Origin of the sequence: Streptomyces sp. NRRL F-5123, from assembly GCF_000721495.1 — a bacterium.
Classification (GTDB): domain Bacteria; phylum Actinomycetota; class Actinomycetes; order Streptomycetales; family Streptomycetaceae; genus Actinacidiphila.
Genome location: NZ_JOHY01000034.1, coordinates 12,664 through 35,338, shown reverse-complemented (window position 1 = coordinate 35,338; position 22,675 = coordinate 12,664). Strand labels below are relative to the sequence as shown.

Below are 22,675 nucleotides of genomic sequence, written 5' to 3'. Positions count from 1 at the left end.
CCCGCCGTGTCAGCCGTCCGCCGCGCCCCTGCCGCCCGCCGTGTCAGCCGTCCGCCGCGCCCCTGCCGTCCGCCGCCACCCGTACGGCGAACTCCCCCTCCGCCACCCGCGCCCGCAGCTCGTCGCCCGCGGCGACCTCCGCCGGGTCGCGGACCGCCGCGCCGTCCGCCCGCTGGAGCACCGCGTAGCCGCGGCGCAGCGTCGCCGCGGGGGAGAGGGCGACGACGCGGGCCAGGGTGTGGGAGAGGTCGGCGTCCGCGCGGTCCAGCGCGTGCCGCAGCGAGCGGCGGGCCCGCTCCAGCCGGTCGGCCACCTCGTCCGCCCGCCCGTCGATCATCCGCTCGGGCCGCGCCATCACCGGCCGGCTCAGCGCCGCCGCGAGCCCGCGCTCCTCGCGGTCCAGCAGTCCGCGCACCACCCGCAGCGCCCGGTCGCTGACCAGCCGCACCCGGGCCAGCTCCTCGCGCACGTCGGGCACGACGCGCTTGGCGGCGTCCGTCGGGGTGGAGGCCCGCAGGTCGGCGACCAGGTCCAGCAGCGGCGAGTCGGGCTCGTGCCCGATCGCGGAGACGACAGGCGTCGTGCACTCCGCGACCGCGCGCACCAGCTGCTCGTCCGAGAAGGGCAGCAGGTCCTCGACGCTGCCGCCGCCGCGCGCCACCACGATGACGTCCACCTCGGGGTGCGCGTCGAGCTCGCGGACCGCCGCGACGATCCGCGGCACCGCCGTCGCGCCCTGCACGGGCACGTTGCGCACCTCGAAGCGGACCGCGGGCCAGCGCAGCCGCGCGTTCTCCCGCACGTCCCGCTCGGCGGCCGACGCGCGGCCGGTGACCAGGCCGACGAGCTGCGGCAGGAAGGGTAGCGGGCGCTTGCGGTCGGCCGCGAAGAGCCCCTCGCCGGCCAGCTGCCGCTTGAGCCGCTCCAGCCGGACCAGCAGCTCGCCCACCCCCACCGGGCGGATCTCCACCGCGCGCAGCGACAGTGTGCCGCGCGGCCCGTACCACTCCGGTTTGGCGTGCAGCACGACCCGCGCGCCCTCCCCGACGACGTCCGCGACCTGGTCGAAGACGGCGCGGAAGCACGTCACGGTGAGGGAGATGTCGTGCGAGGGGTCGCGCAGCGTCAGGAAGACCACGCCCGCGCCCGGCCGCCGGCTGAGCTGGGTGATCTGCCCCTCGACCCACACCGCGCCGAGCCGGTCGATCCACCCGCCGATCAGCCGGGACACCTCGCCGACCGGGATCGGCGCTTCCGCCGAGGTGCTGAGAGCCATCCCCCGACCTTAGCGCCGCCCTCCGACACCCCGGCTCCGAGCGGGGCGCGCGGGAGCGCGGACGGCGGCGCGCGAAACCCCGAGCGCCCACGTGCCCGCCAAGAGCACCCCCGTACGATGGTCGGCATGACGACCGAAGCCAGCCGCCGCGTCCTGCTCGCCGCCCCCCGCGGATACTGCGCGGGCGTCGACCGGGCCGTGATCACCGTCGAGAAGGCGCTCGAGCAGTACGGCGCCCCCGTCTACGTGCGCAAGCAGATCGTGCACAACAAGTACGTCGTGCAGACGCTGGAGAAGAAGGGCGCGATCTTCGTCGACGAGACGGAGGAGGTGCCGGAGGGCTCCATCGTGATCTTCTCCGCGCACGGCGTCGCGCCGGTCGTGCACGAGGAGGCCGGGGCCCGCCGCCTCGCCACCATCGACGCGACCTGCCCGCTGGTGACCAAGGTCCACCGCGAGGCCGTCCGCTACGCCGACTCCGACTACGACATCCTCCTCATCGGCCACGAGGGCCACGAGGAGGTCATCGGCACGATGGGCGAGGCGCCCGAGCGCACCCACCTCGTCGACGGCCCGGCCGACGTCGCGGGGCTCACCGTCCGCGACGAGAACAAGGTCGTGTGGCTCTCCCAGACGACGCTGTCCGTCGACGAGACGATGGAGACGGTCGACGCGCTCAAGGACCGCTTCCCCAACCTGCTCTCGCCGCCCAGCGACGACATCTGCTACGCCACGCAGAACCGCCAGGTCGCGATCAAGCAGATCGCCGCGGACGCCGATCTCGTGATCGTCGTCGGCTCGCGCAACTCCTCGAACTCGATCCGCCTCGTCGAGGTCGCCCTGCAGGCCGGCGCCGGTGCCGCGTATCTGGTCGACTTCGCCGACGAGATCGACGAGGCCTGGCTGGAGGGCGTCCGCACGATCGGCGTCACGTCCGGCGCGTCCGTGCCCGAGATCCTCGTCGACGGGGTGCTGGAGTGGCTGGCCGCGCGCGGCTACGGCGACGTGCAGGTCGTCACCTCGACCGAGGAGCACATCCAGTTCTCGCTGCCCAAGGAATTGCGGCGCGATCTGCGTGCGGAGGCCACCGCCGGGGAAACCTCGTAAGGACTGCGGGATTTTCCCGTACGGACAAGGTCCGGTTTGCTGCTGTTCGCCTCCCGCGGGGGGAGCCACAAGAGGTGAGGTCCGCGACCCGCCTCTAGCCTGGAGGTCATGAACGTGTTCGGTGTGGACATCGGCGGTACGGGCATCAAGGGCGCCCCCGTCGACCTCGACAAGGGCGACCTGTCCGGTGAGCGCTACAAGGTGCCGACCCCGCACCCGGCCACCCCCGACGGCGTGATCGACGGCGTGGCCGACGTCGTGGCGCACTTCGGCTGGTCGGGGCCGCTCGGCGTGACCTTCCCCGGGGTGGTCGTGGACGGCGTGACGCGCACCGCCGCCAACGTCGACAAGGGCTGGGTCGGCGTCGACGCGCGTGCGGCGCTGAGCGAGCGGCTCGGCCTCCCGGTCGTCGTCATGAACGACGCGGACGCCGCCGGCATAGCCGAGATGACCTTCGGCGCCGGGCGCGGCCGCGGGGGCACGGTCATCGTGCTCACGCTCGGCACGGGCATCGGCAGCGCCGTCTTCGTCGACGGCCGCCTCGTCCCCAACACCGAGCTGGGCCACCTGGAGCTGCACGGCCACGACGCGGAGTCGCGCGCCTCGGTCAAGGCGCGCGAGGACGACGACCTGAGCTGGGAGCACTGGGGCCACCGGCTGCGCAAGTACCTCGCGCACGTGGAGATGCTGTTCTCGCCGGATCTGTTCGTGCTGGGCGGCGGGGTCAGCCGCAAGGCGGAGAAGTTCCTGCCCTACCTGCACGGGCACGGGCTCAGCGCGGAGATCGTTCCCGCGGAGCTGCAGAACAACGCCGGGATCGTCGGCGCCGCGATGGCAGCCGCAAAGCTCTGACGGCGACGATCACCGCCGCGGCCACCGTGCCGGTGTAGAGCCAGCCGGTCATCAGGGCGAGCCCGGTGAAGAGTCCGAGCAGATGCCCGACGAAGCTCCCGTCGCCGCTGTCGGCGGTCAGCGCGATCCCGACGGCGAAGGCGATCGGCGCCGACACCGGGGCGGCCACCAGGTCGTACGGCCGCACGTACACCGCCGCGGTCACGCTCACCAGGACGAAGACGACGCCGAAGAAGACGCCGGGCCCGTCGAAGAGCAGGGCGTCCAGGCCGCCCGCGAGCACGGTGACGAGGGTGGTGAGCACGCCGGTGCCCAGGCCCGTGAGGCGGGGGCGGGGGCGCGCGCGGCGCAGGGTGCGCAGCCGGCGCAGGAGGGCGGCGGCCATGGCCGTGGCCTTGTCCCTGCCGGGTCTGCCCGGTCCGCCGAGCCGGCCGGGTCTGCGCGGCTTTCCCGCCCCGCCGCCGCCTTTGCTCCCTGCCTTGCCGCCCGCCGGGCGGGCGGGAGCGGGCCGCGGGGCGACGGGCGCGGGGGCGCCGCCCGGCCCACCCGTACGCGCACTGTGTTGATCCACCTACTCAGCGTATTTGTATCCCGTCCGGAAATCCGGCAGCGTACGACGACATTCCCCCGCCTGGGCGCCGGTGTTCGAAGCGGGGGCGGCCGCCCGGCCCGGGCCCCGTAGACTGGCGTCGCGCCCGTCCGGAGGGCGCCGCGGCCCGCCACGGGGCCGCCGCGGAAGCAACGGGAAGTCGCCAGTGTCGCTCACCATCGGAATCGTCGGCCTGCCGAACGTCGGCAAGTCGACGCTCTTCAACGCCCTCACCAAGAACGACGTGCTCGCGGCCAACTACCCGTTCGCGACGATCGAGCCCAACGTCGGCGTCGTGGGCGTCCCCGACCCGCGCCTCGACAAGCTCGCCGAGGTGTTCGGGTCCGCCCGGGTGCTGCCGGCCACGGTCGACTTCGTCGACATCGCCGGCATCGTGCGCGGCGCCTCCGAGGGCGAGGGCCTGGGCAACAAGTTCCTGGCGAACATCCGCGAGTCCGACGCGATCTGCCAGGTCATCCGGGCCTTCAAGGACGAGAACGTCGTCCACGTCGACGGCAAGGTCTCGCCGAAGGACGACATCGAGACGATCAACACCGAGCTGATCCTCGCCGACCTCCAGACCATCGAGAAGGTCCTGCCGCGGCTCCAGAAGGAGTCCCGCATCAAGAAGGACGTCGCCCCGAAGGTCGCCGCGGTCGAAGAGGCCCAGGCCATCCTGGAGCGCGGCGACACCCTCTTCTCCCAGGGCATCCTCCAGGGCACCGAGCGCGCCGCCCTCCTCCACGACCTGCACCTGCTCACCACCAAGCCCTTCCTCTACGTCTTCAACGTCGACGAGGACGAGCTGACCGACGACACCTTCAAGGCCGAGCAGCGCGCCCTGGTCGCCCCGGCCGAGGCCATCTTCCTCAACGCCAAGCTCGAAGCGGACCTCGCCGAGCTCGACGAGGCCGACGCCCTCGAACTCCTCGAATCCGTCGGCGCCACCGAGCCCGGCCTCGCGACCCTCGCCCGCGTCGGCTTCGAGACCCTCGGCCTCCAGACCTACCTCACCGCCGGCCCCAAGGAATCCCGCGCCTGGACCATCAAGCGCGGCGCCACCGCCCCCGAGGCCGCCGGCGTCATCCACACGGACTTCCAGAAGGGCTTCATCAAGGCCGAGGTCATCTCCTTCACCGACCTCACCGAATCCGGCTCCGTCGCCGAGGCCCGCGCAAAGGGCAAGGCCCGCATGGAGGGCAAGGACTACGTCATGCAGGACGGGGACGTGGTGGAGTTCCGCTTCAACGTGTAGCGGGTGTTCGCCTAGGTGGCATAATTCCGCAAACGTGCAGGTCAGATGGGGTCGGCCCGAGTGGGGGCCGGCCCCGTCGTCGTACCGGGTGCTGGATCCGCGCTGGATCCGTGGCGGATGGGCTGACGTCTCGTCATCTGTCGCCATCCGTGGTCATCGGTACGGACGCTGGATCGGCGCTGGATGACGGGTGGGCGCCCACGTGGTGTCGCCCCGTCTTTCTGCCCGGGTGAGGGAGTTGGGCAGGACCCAGTTGGGCGCCGGTTCCACAAGTGCTGCACCGTCCAGGGTGTCGCCGCGCTGTTGAAACGGTACGGCTGGAGCTGCCAGGTGCCGGCCCGCCGGGCGGTGGAGCGCGACGACGCCGGGGTGGCGAACTGGGTGAAGGAGACCTGGCCGGACGCGGAAGGATCGTGGCGGCGCTCGACGGCTGGCTCGTCTTCGAGGACGAGGCCGGGTTCTCGATGACGCCGCCGACCGCTCGCACCTGGTCACCCCGCGGCCACACCCCGGTCGTCCGCGTGCGGGGCCGCTCCCGCCGCCGCTTATCAGTAGCCGCCCTGACCTGCTACAAAGCGGGCGAGCCGTCCCGGCTGATCTACCGACCCTGCCCCGACGTCCGCCCCGATGGCCGCAAGAGCTTCTCCCGGAAGGACTACCGCGACCTGGTCCAGGAGGCACACCAGCAGCTCGGCGGCCCGCTCGTACTGGTTTGGGACAACTTGAACTCCCACCTCACCGCCGGTATGCGCCGCTACATCGCCGGGCGTGACTGGCTCACCGTCTACCAGCTTCCGCCCTATGCACCCGACCTCCCGTCGTGAGCATTTGGTCGGTGCTGCGACGCACCACCACGGCCAACCGCGCGTTCGCCAACCCGAACGACCTGATCACCGCCATCCGACGAGGCCTGCGCCAACTGCAATACCGCCCCGACGTCACAACAGCGCCCGGCCACTCAGCGGAACAGCGGGGGGACGACCTACGTCCACGGGTGCGGCTGTAGACCGAGACGCCCGACGCGTGCCGCCCGCGGATCCGTAGGGCAACTCACACCCCCGGGAAGGAACCCGTCCGCGGGGAATCCACTCAAGCCCGGTATGAGGACGTATGACGAACAACATCCCTCCCGGCGCGCGGCGTTGGCCGGGGTTGTGGGAGCCGTGGCGCTGGCCGGGACAGGGTGCAGGGGCGCGTCGCGCGAGGCTGCCGTGAAGGTGGCGCCGGCGCCGCCGTCGGGCCCGTACCGCAGGGAGGCCGGGGCGCTGGCCATGCAGGTGCTGGCGCATCCCGACGACGACCTCTTCTTCATGAACCCCGACATTCTGTCCGACATCCAGGCGGGTATCCCGGTGGTGTCGGTGTACGTGACCGCGGGCGAGTCGGTGGGGAGGAACATCCCGCCGGGCGGCTCGCACAAGCACCACCACGCCGACACGGCGGCGTATTCGGCGGCGCGCCACCAGGGGCTGCGGCAGGCGTACGCCACCATGCTGGGGCTGCCGCACTTCACACGCTGGCGCAGCGAGGTGCTGGGCCTGCCGGGCGGACTCCACGCCCAGATCGACACGCTCGCCAACGGCGCCCACCGCGCCAGCCTGGTCTTCCTCCAGGTGTCGATGCACGAGCAGAACCAGAGCGCGAGCGTGCAGATGCTGTGGGACAAGCCCGGCACGACCCTGCCGTACCTGCCCGCCCTGGACAGCCCGTCGCCGTCGGACGCGACCGGCACGTACACCCACGACAAGCTGGTCGACGTCCTGGTGGAGCTGCTGAAGCGGTACACGCCCACGCATGTGCGCACCCTCGACCCCGACCCGGACATCCAGGTCCACGACAAGCAGCACCCCAAGGGCAGCGACCAGGTCGGCTACTCCGACCACCGCGACCACACGCCCGTGGCGCTGTTTGCGTGGAAGGCGCTCAAGCGGTGGTCGGAGTCGGGTGCGCGCGGCTTCACCACCACGGCCTACCGCGGCTACTACAACCAGCGCTGGCCCTTCAACCTGCCGCCCGCGACCGTCGCGCTCAAGGCCCGCTTCCTGCTGCAGTACGGCGGCGACCCCGACTGGACGTGCGGCGACCCCGGCGGCTGCGGCGACTACGGGCAGGGCCGCAACGAGCCGCTGACCAACCGCAAGGGCTGGATACGCTCGACCCACCGGCGCTACCCGGGCGCCGGTCAGGTCGTCGTCCCCGCTGCCGCGGCGGGGGCGCCGGGCACGGCGTACGAGGTGCTGGGCCTGCACGCGGCCGTACGCGACGAGACCGCGCCCGGCAGCGGGCGGTGGGGTCCCGCCAGGGACCTGGGAGGCGGGCCGCTCGCACCGCAGCTGGCGTGCGTGGCGATGCCGGGCGAGGGGACGCTCGTGTTCGGGCTGCGGTTCGCGGCCCTCGACGGGCAGGGGGGCGGCAACGCGCGGGAGATCGTGGTCGGGAACGCCGGCCGCTGGACGTCGCTCGGCAACCCCGAGCACACGGAGGACCGGGGGCGGCGCGTCGGCCCGCCGACCGCGGTACGCACCGCCGACGGCCGGGTGCACGTGTTCGTGCGGAACGCCGCCAAGGGGCTCACCACCCGGGTCCGTGAGCCCGGCGGGACCTGGGGGGCGTGGACCGACCTCGGCGGCTCCGAGGTGCAGGACGGGATCTCGACGGTGACCGACCGCCAGGGCCGCGTCCACGTCTTCGCTGCGGGCCGCGACACCGTCCACCACTGGGCCCAGCCCGCCCCCTCCGCCCCGGTGGCCTTCCAGCCCCTGGGAACCCTGCCCTGCCCGGCCGACGTCCCCACGGTGGCGCTGGCACCGGACGGCACCATCGCCCTGACCTACGCCCGCCCCGCCTCTGCGCTCACCCTGCGGGAGACGGTGGGCGTCTAGCGCGTGTCTCTTTGATGGGCCGGCCAGTTGATCGGATGTGTCTGTCCGATTGGTGATCTGAGCCGTTCCGGGTTCGGTGGAGACCCTAGATCTTGACTGTGACCTGGGCTTTCTGGTCGGTCAGGTAGTAATTGGCTTCGTATCCTGCTGGTGGGGTGTGGCCTATTTCGCCGTGGAGGCGGTGGTGGTTGTACCAGTCGACCCACTCGGCGGTGGCCAGTTCGACGTCAGAGAGGTTCCGCCAGGGCCGGCGGGGCTTGATCAGCTCGGTCTTGAACAGGCCCGATCGTCGATTCCGTCAGCGCGTTGTCGTAGGCATCGCCGACGGACCCGACGGAGGCCGCAATCCCCTCCCGCTGAAGGTGTTCGGTAAGGGCGAAGTGCGCCGGCGTCCGCACCGCTATCGTCTGCGGGGGAAGCAAGGGGGAGCGATGGGCGATGAGGACACCACGGTCGTGCCTGTGTGGGCGCTGTCGACGGCAGGTGGCATGCACGTGCCTGCGGCGACCGGTGGGGACGCGCTCACTCCTGAGCGCCTGGCGGAACTACGGTCGGCCCTCGCGGCGTTCTCCCAGGCCCCTCTGGTCACCCTGGAGGCTCGTCCGCTGACGGTACGTCACAGTCGTGGCTCCGGGTTGCTGCTGGGTGCGGTAAGTCCGCTGGCCCAGGAGCTGTCCCGTCTGGTCGCCGGGCACGCCCGCGACGTTCCGGCTGTCGCCGCGGTCGCCGGGTCCGGTGAGGTGCTTTACCGGATGGTCGTGCCCGCGAAGGTGGCGACGCAGATCGGCAGGGGACTCGTGAAGCCGATGGTGCCCAAGGCGGTGCCGCACGGCGTCTACGGCGAACTGGTTGATCAAAGCAGCAAGTTGATAGCCGCCAAGGCGGCGTTCGTCCCCGTCGGAACGGCGGGGACCGCAGGCGCCGCGGGTGCGGCGGCGGGGACCGCCGCAGCCGGGACCGCGCTCACCGTCGCTGCACCGCTGATCCTCATGGCGGTGGCCCTCGGCGCGAGCGCGTATGCCGACCATCAGCGCCAGGCGGCGATCCAGCGCATCACAGAGCTGCTGGAGGATCTCCGCGACGAGAGGCTGGAGCAGGAGCGGAGCGAGCTGGACGGGTGCCGGGACGCGATCGACAAGGCCACGGGGGTACTCCTCGACCAGGGGAAGATCGGTGCGTCTCTTGGCCTCGACTCTGCGGCTCACGCGATCAGCACGGCGACCGAGAGGGCGGCCCGCCGCATCGGGAAGTGGGAGGCCGCTTTCGCTGCGTTCGGTGACGGACGGGTCGACGTCGCCGACCTGGAGGCGGCGTTCGACGGCGTCACCACCGAGGGCGGCCGCTTCCGCGCCCACCTCGAACTCGCGGAGCTCGCCGTCGCGCTCAAGCGGCGGGTGAACGTCCTCCAGGCCGTGGAGGCCGGGCAGGACGACCCCGGCAATCCCTTCGAGAACTTCGTGCGCAGCCTGAACACCGACCAGCGGCGCGTCGACGAGCTCGAAGCCCGGATCGCGGGCGTGCTCCTGCGGCTGTCGTCGCTGGAGCTGGGCCCCCCGAAGCGTTTGGCCGGTAAAGTCATGACGCGGGGGCAGGTGGACGCACTCCTGGAGGCGTCCTACCGGATCAGGTCCTTGGCGCAGGGCGTCACCACCGCGGCTCCGGCCGCGGACGTCGTCATCGACATCGAGAGGCACGTCGACGGCGGTCTCCTGGTGCTTCCGGCCCGCGCGGCCTGGTGACCGGCGACCGCTCAGGTCACCGAGGCCGTCGATTACGTACCTGGTCGTCTCCGTAGCAACAAACTGTGGCGCGCCGGCGACTCATCAGGGCCACTGCCCCCGACGCCCTCGCCGCCGCCGTCACGGCTTTCCTCGCCACGGTCTAGCCTTCTGGGGCAGGCGCGAGCGCCGGTTCCGGCGCCGGGGGGGAGAGAGAAGTCGTGAACGCTCGGATCCTGGTCGCCGAGGATGACGAGAAGCAGTCCCGGCTGGTCCGGATCTACCTGGAGCGTGAGGGGCACGCGGTGCAGGTGGTGGCCGACGGCCGTACGGCGCTGGAGCGGGCCCGCTCGGTGCAGCCGGACCTCATCGTGCTGGACGTGATGCTGCCGCTCGTCGACGGGCTGGACGTCTGCCGCATCCTGCGGACCGAGTCGAGCGTCCCGATCCTGCTGCTCACCGCCCGCTCCACCGAGGAGGACATGCTCCTCGGCCTCGACCTGGGCGCGGACGACTACCTCACCAAGCCGTACAGTCCGCGTGAACTGACGGCCCGTGTAAGGGCGTTGCTGCGCCGGTCCAGAACCGGCGGTGGGGCGGTGGAGCCCGCGGTGCTGCGCGCGGGGGATCTCGAGCTCGACACCGTCCGCTTCGAGGTGCGGGTGACCGGGCGGGCGGTGACGCTCACCGCGAAGGAATTCGCCGTCCTGGAGATGCTGGCCCGGGAGCCGGGCCGGGTGTTCACCCGGGCGCAGATCATCGAGCGGGTCTTCGGCTTCGACCGGGACGTGCTGGAGCGGACCGTCGACGCGCACGTGATGAACCTGCGCCGCAAACTGGAGGCCGATCCGAAGCGGCCGCGCCGCCTGGAGACGGTGTACGGGCGCGGTTACCGGCTGGCCGACGGCGGTGGTGCCGCCCCTTCCTGACAGGGCCCCGGTGCGGCGGGCAGGGTGATGGTGAACGTCGTGCCGGCGCCCACCGTGCTGCGGGCCTCCACCGTCCCGTCGTGGTCGGTGACGATCTGCCGTGCGATGGAGAGCCCGAGCCCGCTGCCGCCGGTCGTCCGGCCCCGGGCCGGGTCGGCGCGCCAGAAGCGGTCGAAGAGGTGCGGCAGGTCGGCGGCCGGTATCCCGGTGCCGGTGTCCCGGACCTCGATGACGGCCCGGCCGCCCCGGGTGAGCGCGGCGAGCGTCACGGTGCCGCCCCGGCCCGTCGCCCGCAGGGCGTTCACCACCAGGTTGCCGACGACCTGGCGCAGCCGGTCGGGGTCGGCGGTCACGTGCGCGGGGTGCGGCGCCTCGGTCATCAGGGTCACGCCGGCGGCTCCTGCCTGGGCGCGGTGCGCGGTGCGGGCGGCGTCGAGCACGTCGCGCAGGTCGACTTCGCGGCGGTGGTAGGTGAGCGCGCCCGCCTCGGCCAGCGCGAGGTCGTGCAGGTCGTCGACGATCCGCTGCTGCAGCAGCGTCTCCTCGTGGAGCGACGCGAGCAGGTCGGGCGTCGGGGTGACGACGCCGTCGCGCAGCGCCTCCAGGTAGCCCCGCAGGTTGGCCAGCGGGGTGCGCAGTTCGTGCGCGATGTCCCCGGTCAGGCGGCGCTGGCGGTCCTCGGCGGCCTGGAGCGAGTCGGCCATGCGGTTGAAGGCGGTCGCGAGCCTGGCGATCTCGTCCCGCCCGCTGGCCGGTACGCGCTGTCCCAGGTCGCCGTCGCCGAGCGCCGTGGCCGCGTGCGTCATCGCCCGCACCGGGCGCAGGACCGCCCGGCCGAGGAGCAGCGCGCCGAGGACCACGGCGAGGGCCACCCCGCCGGCCGCGGAGGCGGCGGGGGCGGCGGCGAGGGTGGGCGGGGATTCGTTCCGGTAGCCGAGGCGGACTTCGAGCCGTGGCGGGGCGACGGCGGCCGTGCGCTCGTTGAAGACCCGCTGGAGGCACGGAGCCAGGTCGGACGCCTGCTCGCAGGTGCGCAGCCGCGTGACGTCCTGCGGCGTCTGCGGGTCGCTTTCGGTGGGGAGTTCGGCGCACTGCGCGGGCCGGTGGTCGGTGCTCGCCTGCGGGACGCCGTAGATGCCCGGCCGGACGGCCACGGGCACGCCCGCCCTGGTCAGGCAGGCCGCGTACGGGGCCGAGGAGCGGTACGCGGCGATGGCGGTCGCCATGAGCTTGCCGGACTCCCTCGGCGTCCGCATGTCCGGCAGACGCACGGTGGGCCGCGCGTCGACCAGGGCGGCGGGCCTGCTGCCGGGGCGGGGTTCGCGTCCGGCGAGGGTGTCGGAGTCGGCGACCGGGGCGCCGGCCTCCGTCACCACCTGGATGCGCTGGCCGGTCCGGCGGGCGAGCTGCAGCACCGTGGCGTCGGCGCCCTGCCAGGTGCCGTGCGCGTACCCGTACGCGCGGAGACCGGCGACGATCCGGGAGACGTCCTGCTGCCCGGCGCTGACGGCCTCCTGGACCTGGCGGTTCGCCTGGCGCACGGCGAGCCAGGCGGTGGCCGCAGTGGCGGTGAGGGCGACGAGCACGAGCAGTCCGAGAACCCGCAGCCGAAAGCTCACCGTATGTCCCCCAGTCCTCGTCCGCCCGCTCTCCGGCCCCTCCCCACCCGGAGGGTCTGCCACCGTACGGGACGGGCGCGGGCGGCCGCTTGGCAGTGCGCCGCCCGCGCGCGTCCCGTCCCGTACGGGTCAGCCGGCACGGGACAGCGCCTCCGTCGGCGAGAGCCTGCTGGCCCGGACCGCCGGGTACAGCCCGGCCAGCACGCCGATGAGCAGTGTCGACCCGATGCCGGCCGCGCTCGCCCAGGCAGGCACCACCGTGGGCCAGCCGCGGTCGGCCGCGTAGCCCGCGGTGATCAGCGTCCCGAGGAGGGTCCCGCCGAGGCCGCCGACGAGGGACAGCAGCAGCGACTCGGTGACGAACTGCGTGCGGATCTGCCCGCGGGTGGCTCCCAGGGCCCGGCGCAGCCCGATCTCCGGGCGGCGCTCCAGCACCGAGATGACCATGGTGTTGCCCACCCCGACTCCGCCGACCAGTAGCGCCACCCCGCCGAGGCCGAGCAGCAGTCCGGTGAGCGCCGACTCGGTGGCCTCGCGGGCCGCGAGGGCGTCGGAGGGTCGGGAGACCCGGACTTCGCCCGGCTTCTCCGGGTACGCCGTCGCCGGCAGCACGGCGCGTACCGAGGCGACCTGGCTGTCCTGGGTGCGCACGTACACCAGTGACGGGTGCCCGTCGAAACGCAGGTACGTGCGGGCCGCGGGCCAGCCGACCAGTGCCGAGCTGTCGAGTTCGGGCACCAGCGGGACGGGGTCGAGGACGCCGATCAGCGAGAACCAGTGGCCGCCGATCCACAGCCGGGTTCCGGGAGTGTAGACGTCCAGGCGCTGGGCGGCCCTGGCGCCGAGCACGACGGCGGGGTACTTCTCCGTCGCCGCGTCGAGCCAGCGGCCCACGCGGACCCGGCCGCCGACCGCCGGGAGCAGGTTCCGCTCGGCGGCGAGGACGTCGAGGGAGCCGGTGCGGCCCACGGCGATGTGCTCGTTGCGGTAGACGTGGGCGCTGGTCGTGCCCGTGGCGGCGACCTGCCGCACTGGCGGCACACGGCGGATCATCGGCACCGCCTCGAAGGGGAGCCGGGCCTGCTCGCCGCCCAGACTCTGCCCGGGCGCGACGCGCAGCAGGTTCGTGCCCAGGGCGTCCAGGCGCCGGTCCACCTCGGCCTGTCCTGAGCCGGAGATGCCGACCACCGCGATCATGGCGGCGACGCCGATGGCGATGCCGAGCGCGGACAGGAAGACCCGCAGGGGCCGGGTCCGCAGCCCGGTGCCGCCCAGGCGGACGACGTCCGCGGGGCCGAGCCGGGCGACGCGCAGCCGCGTCCCGGGCCTCACCGCAGCACCCCGCTCTCCCGGCCGCGGGCGCTGTCGGCGACCAGGCGGCCGTCCCGCATCTCCAGGCGGCGGGGGAGCCGGTCCGCGATCTCCCGATCGTGGGTGATCACCACCACCGTGGTGCCGGCCGCGTGCAGCTCCCGCAGCAGGTCCAGCACCACCGCGCCGGACACCGAGTCGAGGTTGCCCGTCGGCTCGTCGGCGAGCAGGACGGACGGGGCGCCGACCACCGCCCGCGCGACGGCGACACGCTGCCGCTCGCCGCCGGACAGCTGCTGCGGCAGGTGGTGCAGCCGGTGGCCGAGGCCCACCCGGTCCAGCGCGGCAGCCGCACGGGTACGGCGGCGGCGCATCGGGACGCCGGCGTAGAGCAGGCCGTCCGCCACCGCGTCCAGCACGGGGACGCCGACCGAGAGGTGGAACTGCTGGAAGACGAAGCCGATCCGGGTGGCGCGCAGCGCGGAGACCTCGCGGTCGGACAGCTTCGCCACGTCGTGGCCGTCGATCCGCACCTGTCCCGACGACGGCCGGTCGAGGCTGCCCATCAGGTTCAGCATGCTGGACTTGCCCGATCCCGACGGGCCGACGACGGCGACGAGTTCGCCCCGGCCGATCCGCAGGCTCACGTCACGGACCGCGGCCACACCGCCCGGATACGTCTTGCAGACCGCGTCGAATTCCAGGACCGCCGGGCCGGCACCGCTCGTCGTGGTCACTCCGGGATCCTCACCTTCATGCCCTCGCGGACGGCGGTGCCGCTCACTTCCACGTCGCCGTCGGCGAACAGCCCGGTCTTCACGGCCACGAAGCGGCCGTCCTCGGTCTCCAGGCCGTACCCGCCCTCCGCGAGGGCGACCAGCGCCGAGACCGGCACGCTCAGCACGTTCCTGGCCTCGCGTCCCACGTAGCCGACGGTCACCGGGCCGCCCTCCGAACTCCCCAGCGCCTTCTGGTCCTTGACGGAGATGGTCACCGGGACCGACGCCCCGGCGTCCGCAGTCCCGCCCCCGCCGCCCCCCTCGGGCGCACTCGCCTGCTTCCCCACCGACACCACCGTGCCCTGCACGGACGTGCCGCTGGGCAGGGTGATCCGGACGCCGGCGCCGCGCCGCGCCCACCCGGCGTCCGCGGCCGAGGCGTTCACCATGACCTTCCGCGAGGTGTCGGTGCAGGTCAGGGTATTCTCACCGGCCGCGTCACCCAGCCGGACGTCGGCATGGCCGATCCGCACCCGGCCGGAGGCGTAGATGACGTCCCCGATGCCCACGGTGCCGGTCTGCGGCAGCCCGAGCGACTTCTGCCAGCGCTCGACCGCCTGGGCGGTCGCGGCGGTGAACCTCTCGTCCACGGTGAAACCGGTGTAGCCCAGGGCCGCCAGGTTCCGCTCGAACTGGAGGACGTCCATGCCCGTGAGCTCACCGCCCTGCCGACCGGACCCCCCGCTCCCCGACGCGGACGGCGGCGCGGGCGCGTCCGCGGCCGCCGGCCCGTCCGTGGGCGTGCCGGACGACGTGCCGTCCGAGGCCTTCGACCGCTCACCGTCCGTCCGCCCGCCCCCCGCCCCGGGCAGGCCCAGGTCCCGGTACGTCGGCAGCGCCCCGTACATGAGCACGACCGGCCGGTCATCGACGCGCAGCAGTGTGCCGCCACGTCCCACCGTCGCACCCTGCTGGGGGAGCCATGTCACGGTCCCGGTCGCCTTGAGCGGCAGCGGCACCTCCGTGCCGTAGCCCAACTGACCGTCGACCGTGACCCGTTCGGCCAGTGTGGTGCGCTTCACCGCGACGACGGAGCCGGCACGGGGCGGCACCTTCGGGCTCTCGTGCCCGCCGCCGCCGAAGCCCAGCGCGCCGGCCACCGCGACCGCCGCCACCACGAGCACGGCCGCACCGGCCAGTGCTGTCCGCCGGCGCCGCCACCCCCGCCGGCGGCCCGGCGCGGGTTCCGCCTCCGGCTCGCCGCCGAGGTCCGTCAGTGTCCCGGTCACGATCAGCCCTTGGCCGGGCCGGAGTCGGCCGGGTGCCCGAGGACCGGGGCGCACACGCGCATGGCACGCTTGGCGCCGGCCGAGTCCTGGTCCCACACGGGCTGGCCGGAGTTGTCGTCGGTCTCGTACCCGTTCGCGTCCGGATCCGGGAAGTCGAGCGCGCCGTTCTTCTGCATGCAGTCCGCGTAGTCCTGCTGAACCTTGATCTGCGCGGGCGTGAGCTTGGGCTCGTTGGCCTCCTCCAGCCCCTGCGGGACCGTCGCCTTGAGGCCGGCGCACTTCTCGGACGCAGCCGTGAACTGCGGCGCCTTCTTAATCTCCGTGCCCTGACCGGATATGTCGACCTGCCCCCTGGAATTCGGGTCGGGCAGGTCGATCCCGTTCTTCCGCATGCACGCCACCCACTTGCGCTGGCTCTCGACGTACGCACTCACCTCGTCCCCGCCGCCCGGCTCCCCCTTCCCGGCGGCCGCCGCGGACGACGCGCCCCCCTCGGCGGACGGCACCTTCGCATCCCCGTCACCACCACCGCCACAGCCGGCCAGCGCGAGCGCCAGCCCCGCGACCGCCACCCCGAGCCCCGCCTGGAACGCCCTCATCGGTCCCCTCTTCCCCTGTGCTACGCCCTGCCGCAGGCGCGGAGAGCAGGCCGACCGTAAGGCTCGGACGATGAAGAACCTTTGAAGAACCTGTCAAACGATCATGCGCGGCCTGCCCGTGCACCGCAGTCCGTCCGCGCGGCCCGAGGAGCTGGACCTCGCAGCACAAAACGGAAGTGTCGGGACCCGAGGGGTCACTTCGAGCCGAACCGGCCCCCTGTCGCACGGCATCGGCACTGAGGACTTCGATCGAAGCCTTGACGACGGCGCTCTGTTATCGGTAACTATTTCTCCAGCGTCACTTAGACGTGGTGGTTCCACCCCTGAACCCGCAGTCGCACCGTTCTGGAGGTCCCCGAATTGTTAGCGCTAACCTCCGTCTGACCGCCGGTTTGGCCACGGCGTGGAAGCAAGAAGGGCGTCGACGTCTCCGCGTTCGGGACCGGGGCCGAGGGCGCCCACGATCGGCCACCCGCTCACCACCTCCGGATGGGCCTTCGAACACCGTCGTACTCAAGGACCTCGACCAGGTCTGGCTGAACCGGATGAGTCCGCAGGCCGCCGCCGACGACGTCACCTGTCAGGCCGACTCGACCATGAGCTGACCGGTCAAGCCCCGAGAGAGACTGGGAGCTGCAACATGTCCACCATGCCCGAGGGCGGGCGAGTCACCAGTATTTGGGACATCGCGCGCATCGCCGGGGTGTCCCACCAGACCGTCTCCCGGGTGATCAACGGCAAGCCGCACGTCAAGGCGTCCACCCGGGACCTGGTGCTGCGCACCATCGACGAGCTCGGGTTCACCCCGAGCAAGACGGCCCGAGCCCTGGCCGGAGGCTCCGCGCGCACGGTCACGGTGCTCGCGGTGGACACCGCCCTCTACGGCTGTTCGGCCACCTTGCGCGGTATCGAGGAGGCGGCGCGCGGAGCGGGTTTCAGCGTCGCCATCAGCGTGCTGGAGCGGGACGCCGCTCGCAGCGTGCAGGATGTCGAGTCCCGGCTGGGGAATCCGCGTACGCCCGCGATCGTCATCGCCTTCGAGGCCGCGGGGGCACGGGCGTTCCAGGCGCTGGACGCGAACCTTCCGGCGGTCGGTGTCGTCGAGCGCCCCGACGACGGGGAGGCGGTGTGCGTGGCCGATCCCGCCCGGGTATGGATCGACGACCGGCTTGCGGCCGCCCACGCCACCCGCCACCTGCTGGGGATGGGACACCGGACCGTGCACTACCTGGCCCTGCCCTCGTCCACGGCGCATGTGGGCCAGCGCGCCCTCGGCCGACAGGACGCGCTGGAGGAGGCCGGCCGGCCGGTGCCGGAGCCGGTCGCCTGCGGCTGGACTCCGCGTGACGGATACCTCGCCGCCCGGAGCCTGCTCGCCGACCGCTCGGTGACCGCCGTCCTGTGCGGCAACGACGACATCGCCCTCGGCGTGCTGCGCGCGGCGCGGGAACACCGGCGGCCGGTACCGGACTCGGTGAGCGTGGTCGGTTTCGACGACGCTCCGCACGCCGCCTACCTGGCTCCGACGCTCACCACCGTACGGCTGGACTTCGAAGGGCTGGGCCGGGCCGCCTTCGCGCGCCTGCACGCCCTGTTGGAGCCCGAGGCCGCACCGCTCGGCGGTGCGTGGGACGAGCCCGAGCTCATCGTCCGGGAAAGCTCGGGCCCCGCCCCGACGCCCGCCGGCACCACCTGACACCACTTCTGCCCGCGCCACAGCGGTGCGCGCGCCCTCCCCAAGTCATCGATAACAGCCCCGAAGGGCCGTCCATGCCTCTGTGTGCTCCCGCCGCCTCCCACCCGGCCGTCCCGCTGCGGGTGCTCTGCGGGAACACGTCCGGCCTGGTGTTGTTCAGCCTCGGCGCGGCCTTCGGCCCGCGTCCACCACGGAGCAGCGCTGCTCTCCCGCGGCCTGCCCCTGGAACTTCCCGCCGACGACCGGGCGAGCACACTCGTCCACCTGCGGCGGGTCGTGCATCAGCCCTGACAGGCCTCAGGCCTGCCCCACCGATCCTCCCGCACCTGACGGGAGGGGAAATCCAGGTGCCCATGCCCTTCCACACCAACGTCCCCGGCGAACGCCCACGACGGCGCAGAGCAGCCCTGGCCGGCTCCCTGCTGGCGGTGACCGCCCTGGTGGGAACCGGACTGACCGGGACGCAGACGGCCGCCGCGGCCACCCCGACCTTCGTCGTGGACCTCGGCACGACCACCGGCGCTGTCCTGAACGGCTCCGGCGGCGCGCTGTACGGGCAGAGCGACGCCGGCGTCCCCAGCGACAACCTGCTGGCGCCGCTGAAGCTCGCCACCGGCTCCCAGAAGCCTCCGAACGGCCTGCAGCACCCCAGCGGCGACATCCTGAAGGTCGCACCCTCGTTCTTCGCCGACGGCGGCGGCACGATGTACACCAACATCCAGGACGAGTACGCGACCTGGCCCTACCCGACTCCCACCCTCGGCGACTACCTGCCGACTGTGGACGCGGCGGTGAACCCCGTGAAGTCCACCGCGTATGCCTCCAAGGTCGTCTTCGTGCCGTTCAACGAGCCGGACCAGCAGTGGTTCGCGGGCCTGTCCGGCGGCAGCGCCTACGCCGGCGCACTGAGCGAGTTCGAGACCTGGTGGAACACCGTCTACCGGCGCATCCACCAGGACTACCCCGCGGCCAAGATCGCCGGCCCCAACACCGCCGGCTTCTCTCCCCAGTTCCTGGGCGACTTCCTCACCTACGCCAAGGCCGAGGACGTCCTGCCCGACGTCATCACCTGGCACGAACTCAGCCCCGGCTCGCTGTCCGCCTTCCGCGGCCACTACGGCACCTACCGCGCGCTGGAGAAGGCCCGCGGCATCAGTCCGATCCCGATCAACATCGACGAGTACGCCAACCGCCGCGACGTGTCCGTACCCGGACAGATGATCCAGTGGGCCGCGATGTTCGAGGACGAGAAGGTCTACGCGGACCAGGCGTTCTGGGACTCCTCGGGCAACATGAGCGGCGACACGGTCCACACGAACAGCCCCACCAGCTCCTGGTGGCTCTTCCACTGGCTCGCCGGCATGACCGGCCGGACCGCGAAGACCACCCCGCCGCAGGCGAACGTGCAGGACACCCTCCAGGGCATCGCCTCGCTGGACACCGCCCGACGGCAGGCCCAGGTCGTCCTCGGGGGTTCGGCCGCCGACACCGACGTGGTGATCAACGGCGTCGGGCGCGGCACCTTCGGCAGCAAGGTCGAGGTCACCGTGCAGGAGGACGACTGGAGCGGTTACGAAGGCGCCTCCGCCCCGCCGCGGACGATCTCCCGCACGGCTTACACCCCGGTCCACGGCTCCCTCACCGTACCGCTGACCGGCCTGAAGGCCATGTCCGCCTACCGGATCACCGTCACCCCGGACGGCGGCGGCACGGCGGCCCCGGCCGACGCGCCGTGGAGCGCCTCGTACGAGGCGGAGAACTCCACCGTCACCAGCGGCACCGTCACCACCGAGGCCACCGGCAGCACTTTCAGCACCGCCCAGCTGTACTCGGCGTCCGGCGGCAAGGACGTGACCGGCCTGACCTCGTCGTCAAGCGCTGTCTCCTTCCCCGTCACCGTGCCCACGAGCGGCACGTACAACCTGCGGATCTTCTACGGCAACGGCACCGGCACACCGGCCCAGCAGGCGCTGCGCGTCGACGACGCGAACCCGCGGTGGGTCACCTACCAGGACACCCTCAACCCCGAGTTCCACTCCACCGCGACGGTCCCGGTGGCGCTCGGCGCGGGTAGCCACATCCTCTCCCTCGCCAAGGCCGACAGCGTCCTGGGCACCGGCAACGGCTCGGTCACCCTGGACAAGATCGACCTCACCGCCGCCTCCGGCACCCCGGAGACCACGTACGAGGCGGCCTTCGCCGACACCGTCGGCGGCGCCCACTACGACTACTCCGACATCGGCGAGACCGGCACCGGTGCCGTCGTCGTCACCCCTGGCGGCACCACCACGTTCGACGTGTACGCGCCCACGGACGGCTACTACACCGTCAGAACCGACTACTCCGCCGCCCGCGGCCAGGCCTCACTCGCGCTGAACGGCACCAGGGTTGCCGCCCTGCCCTCCGGCTCCACCACCGCCGCCGACAGGCTCTACCTCCCCGAGGGCATCAACCGCATCGCGATCAGCCCGGACAGCGGCACCATGCTCACGCTGCGCGACCTGAAGGTGGCCGGCTCCGGCGACACCACCGGCGTCACCGTCTACCAGGCCGAGGACGCCACTCCGGCGGGCAAGGCCGTCGTCCAGTCCGACGCGTGGGCCTCTGGCGGCAAGGACGTCGGATTCATCGGCGACGGCGGCGCCAACACCCTCACCTTCGGCAATGTCACCGTCCCCTCCGCAGGCCGCTACACCATCGTCGTCCACTACGCGAACAACGACCGTGCAGGCAGCGGCAACTACAACACCAACACCGAGTCCCGCACGGCCCAGCTCACCGTGAACGGGCGCGTCCCCACCACCCTCACCTACCGCAACACCTACGGCTGGAGCGACTGGTGGTCACTCCCGGCCACCGTCACCCTCAATGCCGGAACCAACACCCTGGCCTTCGGCAACTCCTCTGCCTACGCACCCGACATCGACCGCATCGACGTAGCGCCGGTCACCGGCTGACGCGCGAGAATCCGAGGCACCGATCCGGCCGTGGCGGCCCGCCGATTGGACCGCCACGGCCGACAGAGCGGGAAAGAGGTCCGCTGGGTCGTCCCCCTTCCTGCGGTACGGGGCTTGGTCCCGCCAACCGCCGGACCCTGCGACGGGGTTCGACCCGGGCGAACCGGCCCGCGATCAGCGGTACGACGTGACCGTCACGGCCGACAGCGACCGCTCCTGGCCCCAGCGCTTCACGGGCCACCTGCCGGTGTGCGGTCGGAGCCGGCCTCCGCCCGCGCTGAACGGCCGCCGCCGACGCCCAGCACCTCGGCGGCCAGGAGGCTTCGGCCTCGTGAACATCCCCTATCCGTACGACGCGGGGGCGCTCATCGCGATCGACAACGACGACCGCCGCATGTGGGCCCGCCACCACCTCGCCCTTGAGGACGGCCGGGACATCCACATCCCCCCGTCGTCGTCAGCCAGGCCTGGCGCGACTCCCGCCGCCAGGTCCGGCTCGGCGAACTCCTCACCGGCTGCCACGTCGAGCCCGTACGCCTCGAGACCGCCAAAGCAGCCGGCACCCTCTGCGGCAAGGCCCACACCTCAGACGTCGTCGACGCCACCGTCGTCATCATGGCCGCAAGCCCCGGCGCCATCCCGACGACATCCGGCAGATGCCCGACAGAGTCGAGCTAGCGCCGGACGGTGAGGAGGATCTTGCCGAACTGGTTGTTCGATTCCAGGTAGTGGTGGGCGGCGACCACGTCCGTCAGGTCGAAGACGCGGTCGATCACCGGGCGCAGAGTGCCGGCCCGCAGGCCGGCGTTGACGAAGTGCTTCGCGCGGTGCAGCCGGGCCGGGTCGTCGACGGTGACTTCGGTGAACGCGTAGGTTCGGATGTTGCGGCCACGGAGGTCGGGGGCGACCGGCATCGGCGCCGGTGTCGGATCCAGCCAGCCGTAGAACAGGAGGGTCCCGTCCGGGGCGACGGCCTGGATCAGGGTCGTCACCGCCGGGCCCATGACGGCGTCGACGGCCAGCTGTACTCCCCGGCCGCCGGTCACCGCGTGGACCTCGGCGACGAGGTCCACGTCTTCGGCCGGGATGACGTGGGCCGCGCCGGCGTCCAGCAGCCGCTGCTTCTTCGCGTGGGTGCGGGTGACGGCGATCGGGACGGCGCCGAGGTGGTTGGCGACCTGGATCGCGGCCAGACCGACGCTGCTGGACGCTGCGTTGATGAGGACGGTGTCGCCCGGTTTGATTCCGCCGAACTCGACCAACAGGCCGTAGGCGGTGGTAAAGGCCATCCACGTGGCAGCGCCGGTCAACGCGTCGATGCCGGCCGGACGGTGCACCAGAGCATGCGCGGGCAGGACCACCGATTCGCCGTACGTGCCGTAGTCGGTCATCAAGAACGTCGGTACGGCGCTGACGGCGTCGCCGACGGCGAAGCCGTTGACGCCGTCGCCTACCGCCTCCACCACACCGGCGGCTTCGTAGCCGAGCCCGGAGCCGGGAAGGTTGGGCGGATAGACATACGTACCGGACCGGAAGTTGGACTCCGCCCGGTTCAGGCCGATCGCGTCGACGCGGATCCGGACCTCGCCCTGTGCGGGCTCGTCGAGCTTCACCTCTTCCAGCCGGAGCACCTCCGGCCCGCCGAGCTCGTCGAAGAGCACTGCCTTGGTCATGGTAAAGACTCCCGTTGTGATCGTGGCGGCCCGGATCGATGTGGATCGAGCGGCGAGATTTGAGGCTATAAGCCTGCGATCAAGACGCTCAATAATTGATCGTCCGCCCCAGCAAAGCGATCGTCTTCGCCCGCAGACCAATGGCATCTCCGCTGTCAAGGGCGTTCACTTCGTGCGACCCGGCGACTCGTCGGAGACATCGCC

16 protein-coding genes and 2 pseudogenes are annotated in these 22,675 nt (G+C 72.3%); 9 read left to right on the top strand and 9 right to left on the bottom strand.

What is annotated here, in order from left to right:
• Window positions 1-43: 43 nt before the first annotated feature.
• The gene (xseA, locus tag IH54_RS0124180) at window positions 44-1,276 is read right to left on the bottom strand and encodes an exodeoxyribonuclease VII large subunit (protein WP_031520380.1); all 1,233 of its coding nucleotides are present in this window, start codon (window positions 1,274-1,276) and stop codon (window positions 44-46) included.
• A 126-nt stretch (window positions 1,277-1,402) separates the two neighbouring features.
• Here xseA and IH54_RS0124175 point away from each other — a divergent pair, with 126 nt between their 5' ends.
• Window positions 1,403-2,383, top strand: coding sequence for a 4-hydroxy-3-methylbut-2-enyl diphosphate reductase (locus IH54_RS0124175; protein WP_107060241.1), 981 nt, complete (start codon window positions 1,403-1,405; stop codon window positions 2,381-2,383).
• A 108-nt stretch (window positions 2,384-2,491) separates the two neighbouring features.
• On the top strand, window positions 2,492-3,235 hold the full coding sequence (ppgK, locus tag IH54_RS0124170) for a polyphosphate--glucose phosphotransferase (RefSeq protein ID WP_031520376.1): 744 nt from the start codon (window positions 2,492-2,494) through the stop codon (window positions 3,233-3,235).
• Here the strand turns inward: ppgK and IH54_RS40150 are convergent.
• On the bottom strand, window positions 3,156-3,620 hold the full coding sequence (locus tag IH54_RS40150; RefSeq protein WP_063762363.1) for a DUF6542 domain-containing protein: 465 nt from the start codon (window positions 3,618-3,620) through the stop codon (window positions 3,156-3,158). The two genes, ppgK and IH54_RS40150, sit on opposite strands and share 80 nt — an antisense overlap.
• 370 nt (window positions 3,621-3,990) lie before the next feature.
• On the opposite strand from IH54_RS40150, the gene ychF reads away from it, so the two are divergent.
• The 3 genes and pseudogenes from ychF (at window position 3,991) to IH54_RS0124150 (ending at window position 7,961) form a co-directional block, all read left to right on the top strand.
• Entirely contained in the window at window positions 3,991-5,079 is a 1,089-nt protein-coding gene (gene ychF / locus IH54_RS0124160) for a redox-regulated ATPase YchF (protein WP_031520372.1), read from the top strand.
• Between the two features lie 252 nt (window positions 5,080-5,331).
• A pseudogene (locus IH54_RS40145) lies at window positions 5,332-6,085 on the top strand (transposase); the annotation flags it as partial.
• 205 nt (window positions 6,086-6,290) lie between these two features.
• Entirely contained in the window at window positions 6,291-7,961 is a 1,671-nt protein-coding gene (locus IH54_RS0124150; RefSeq protein ID WP_052397804.1) for a PIG-L family deacetylase, read from the top strand.
• Between the two features lie 85 nt (window positions 7,962-8,046).
• On the opposite strand, the pseudogene IH54_RS43545 reads toward IH54_RS0124150, so the two are convergent.
• Window positions 8,047-8,332: pseudogene (locus tag IH54_RS43545) on the bottom strand (integrase core domain-containing protein); the annotation flags it as partial.
• Between the two features lie 60 nt (window positions 8,333-8,392).
• Here IH54_RS43545 and IH54_RS0124145 point away from each other — a divergent pair.
• Together IH54_RS0124145 and IH54_RS0124140 are read left to right on the top strand one after the other, a co-directional pair.
• Window positions 8,393-9,700: a hypothetical protein gene (locus tag IH54_RS0124145; protein WP_031520368.1), complete on the top strand. Its 1,308-nt coding sequence runs from the start codon at window positions 8,393-8,395 to the stop codon at window positions 9,698-9,700.
• 200 nt (window positions 9,701-9,900) lie between these two features.
• Window positions 9,901-10,608, top strand: a complete 708-nt coding sequence (locus IH54_RS0124140; RefSeq protein ID WP_031520365.1) for a response regulator transcription factor — start codon at window positions 9,901-9,903, stop codon at window positions 10,606-10,608.
• On the opposite strand, the gene IH54_RS0124135 is transcribed toward IH54_RS0124140, so the two are convergent.
• From IH54_RS0124135 to IH54_RS0124115, 5 genes are all read right to left on the bottom strand, one after another.
• Window positions 10,569-12,227 carry a sensor histidine kinase gene (locus IH54_RS0124135; RefSeq protein WP_031520363.1) on the bottom strand — a complete coding sequence of 553 codons (1,659 nt, stop codon included), beginning with the start codon at window positions 12,225-12,227 and terminating at the stop codon, window positions 10,569-10,571. The genes IH54_RS0124140 and IH54_RS0124135 overlap by 40 nt on opposite strands.
• A 129-nt stretch (window positions 12,228-12,356) precedes the next feature.
• Window positions 12,357-13,559, bottom strand: coding sequence for an ABC transporter permease (locus tag IH54_RS0124130; protein ID WP_031520361.1), 1,203 nt, complete (start codon window positions 13,557-13,559; stop codon window positions 12,357-12,359).
• Window positions 13,556-14,275: an ABC transporter ATP-binding protein gene (locus tag IH54_RS0124125; protein WP_031520359.1), complete on the bottom strand. Its 720-nt coding sequence runs from the start codon at window positions 14,273-14,275 to the stop codon at window positions 13,556-13,558. Before IH54_RS0124125 ends, IH54_RS0124130 begins: the two co-directional genes overlap by 4 nt.
• Window positions 14,272-15,546 (bottom strand): peptidoglycan-binding domain-containing protein, encoded by a 1,275-nt coding sequence (locus tag IH54_RS0124120; RefSeq protein WP_052397803.1) that lies wholly within the window; start codon window positions 15,544-15,546, stop codon window positions 14,272-14,274. The genes IH54_RS0124125 and IH54_RS0124120 overlap by 4 nt, the downstream gene beginning before the upstream one ends.
• A 2-nt stretch (window positions 15,547-15,548) precedes the next feature.
• Window positions 15,549-16,145, bottom strand: a complete 597-nt coding sequence (locus IH54_RS0124115) for a hypothetical protein (RefSeq protein ID WP_031520356.1) — start codon at window positions 16,143-16,145, stop codon at window positions 15,549-15,551.
• Between the two features lie 640 nt (window positions 16,146-16,785).
• Between IH54_RS0124115 and IH54_RS0124110 the strand changes: the two genes are divergently transcribed.
• Both IH54_RS0124110 and IH54_RS0124105 read left to right on the top strand, forming a co-directional pair.
• Window positions 16,786-17,841 carry a LacI family DNA-binding transcriptional regulator gene (locus tag IH54_RS0124110; RefSeq protein WP_031520353.1) on the top strand — a complete coding sequence of 352 codons (1,056 nt, stop codon included), beginning with the start codon at window positions 16,786-16,788 and terminating at the stop codon, window positions 17,839-17,841.
• Between the two features lie 353 nt (window positions 17,842-18,194).
• Window positions 18,195-20,798, top strand: coding sequence for a carbohydrate-binding protein (locus IH54_RS0124105; protein WP_052397802.1), 2,604 nt, complete (start codon window positions 18,195-18,197; stop codon window positions 20,796-20,798).
• A 674-nt stretch (window positions 20,799-21,472) separates the two neighbouring features.
• Here IH54_RS0124105 and IH54_RS0124095 read toward each other — a convergent pair.
• A complete protein-coding gene (locus IH54_RS0124095) occupies window positions 21,473-22,471 on the bottom strand; it encodes a zinc-dependent alcohol dehydrogenase family protein (protein WP_031520345.1) in 999 nt (332 codons plus the stop codon).
• Window positions 22,472-22,675: the final 204 nt, after the last annotated feature.

Bases quoted from the DNA above. Each gene is read 5' to 3' on its own strand.
- IH54_RS0124145 (WP_031520368.1), top strand. From the start codon at position 8,393: ATGGGCGATGAGGACACCACGGTCGTGCCTGTGTGGGCGCTGTCGACG.
- IH54_RS0124110 (WP_031520353.1), top strand. From the start codon at position 16,786: ATGTCCACCATGCCCGAGGGCGGGCGAGTCACCAGTATTTGGGACATC.
- IH54_RS0124115 (WP_031520356.1), bottom strand. From the start codon at position 16,145: ATGAGGGCGTTCCAGGCGGGGCTCGGGGTGGCGGTCGCGGGGCTGGCG.
- IH54_RS0124175 (WP_107060241.1), top strand. From the start codon at position 1,403: ATGACGACCGAAGCCAGCCGCCGCGTCCTGCTCGCCGCCCCCCGCGGA.
- IH54_RS0124105 (WP_052397802.1), top strand. From the start codon at position 18,195: ATGCCCTTCCACACCAACGTCCCCGGCGAACGCCCACGACGGCGCAGA.
- IH54_RS0124095 (WP_031520345.1), bottom strand. From the start codon at position 22,471: ATGACCAAGGCAGTGCTCTTCGACGAGCTCGGCGGGCCGGAGGTGCTC.
- IH54_RS40150 (WP_063762363.1), bottom strand. From the start codon at position 3,620: ATGGCCGCCGCCCTCCTGCGCCGGCTGCGCACCCTGCGCCGCGCGCGC.
- ppgK (WP_031520376.1), top strand. From the start codon at position 2,492: ATGAACGTGTTCGGTGTGGACATCGGCGGTACGGGCATCAAGGGCGCC.
- xseA (WP_031520380.1), bottom strand. From the start codon at position 1,276: ATGGCTCTCAGCACCTCGGCGGAAGCGCCGATCCCGGTCGGCGAGGTG.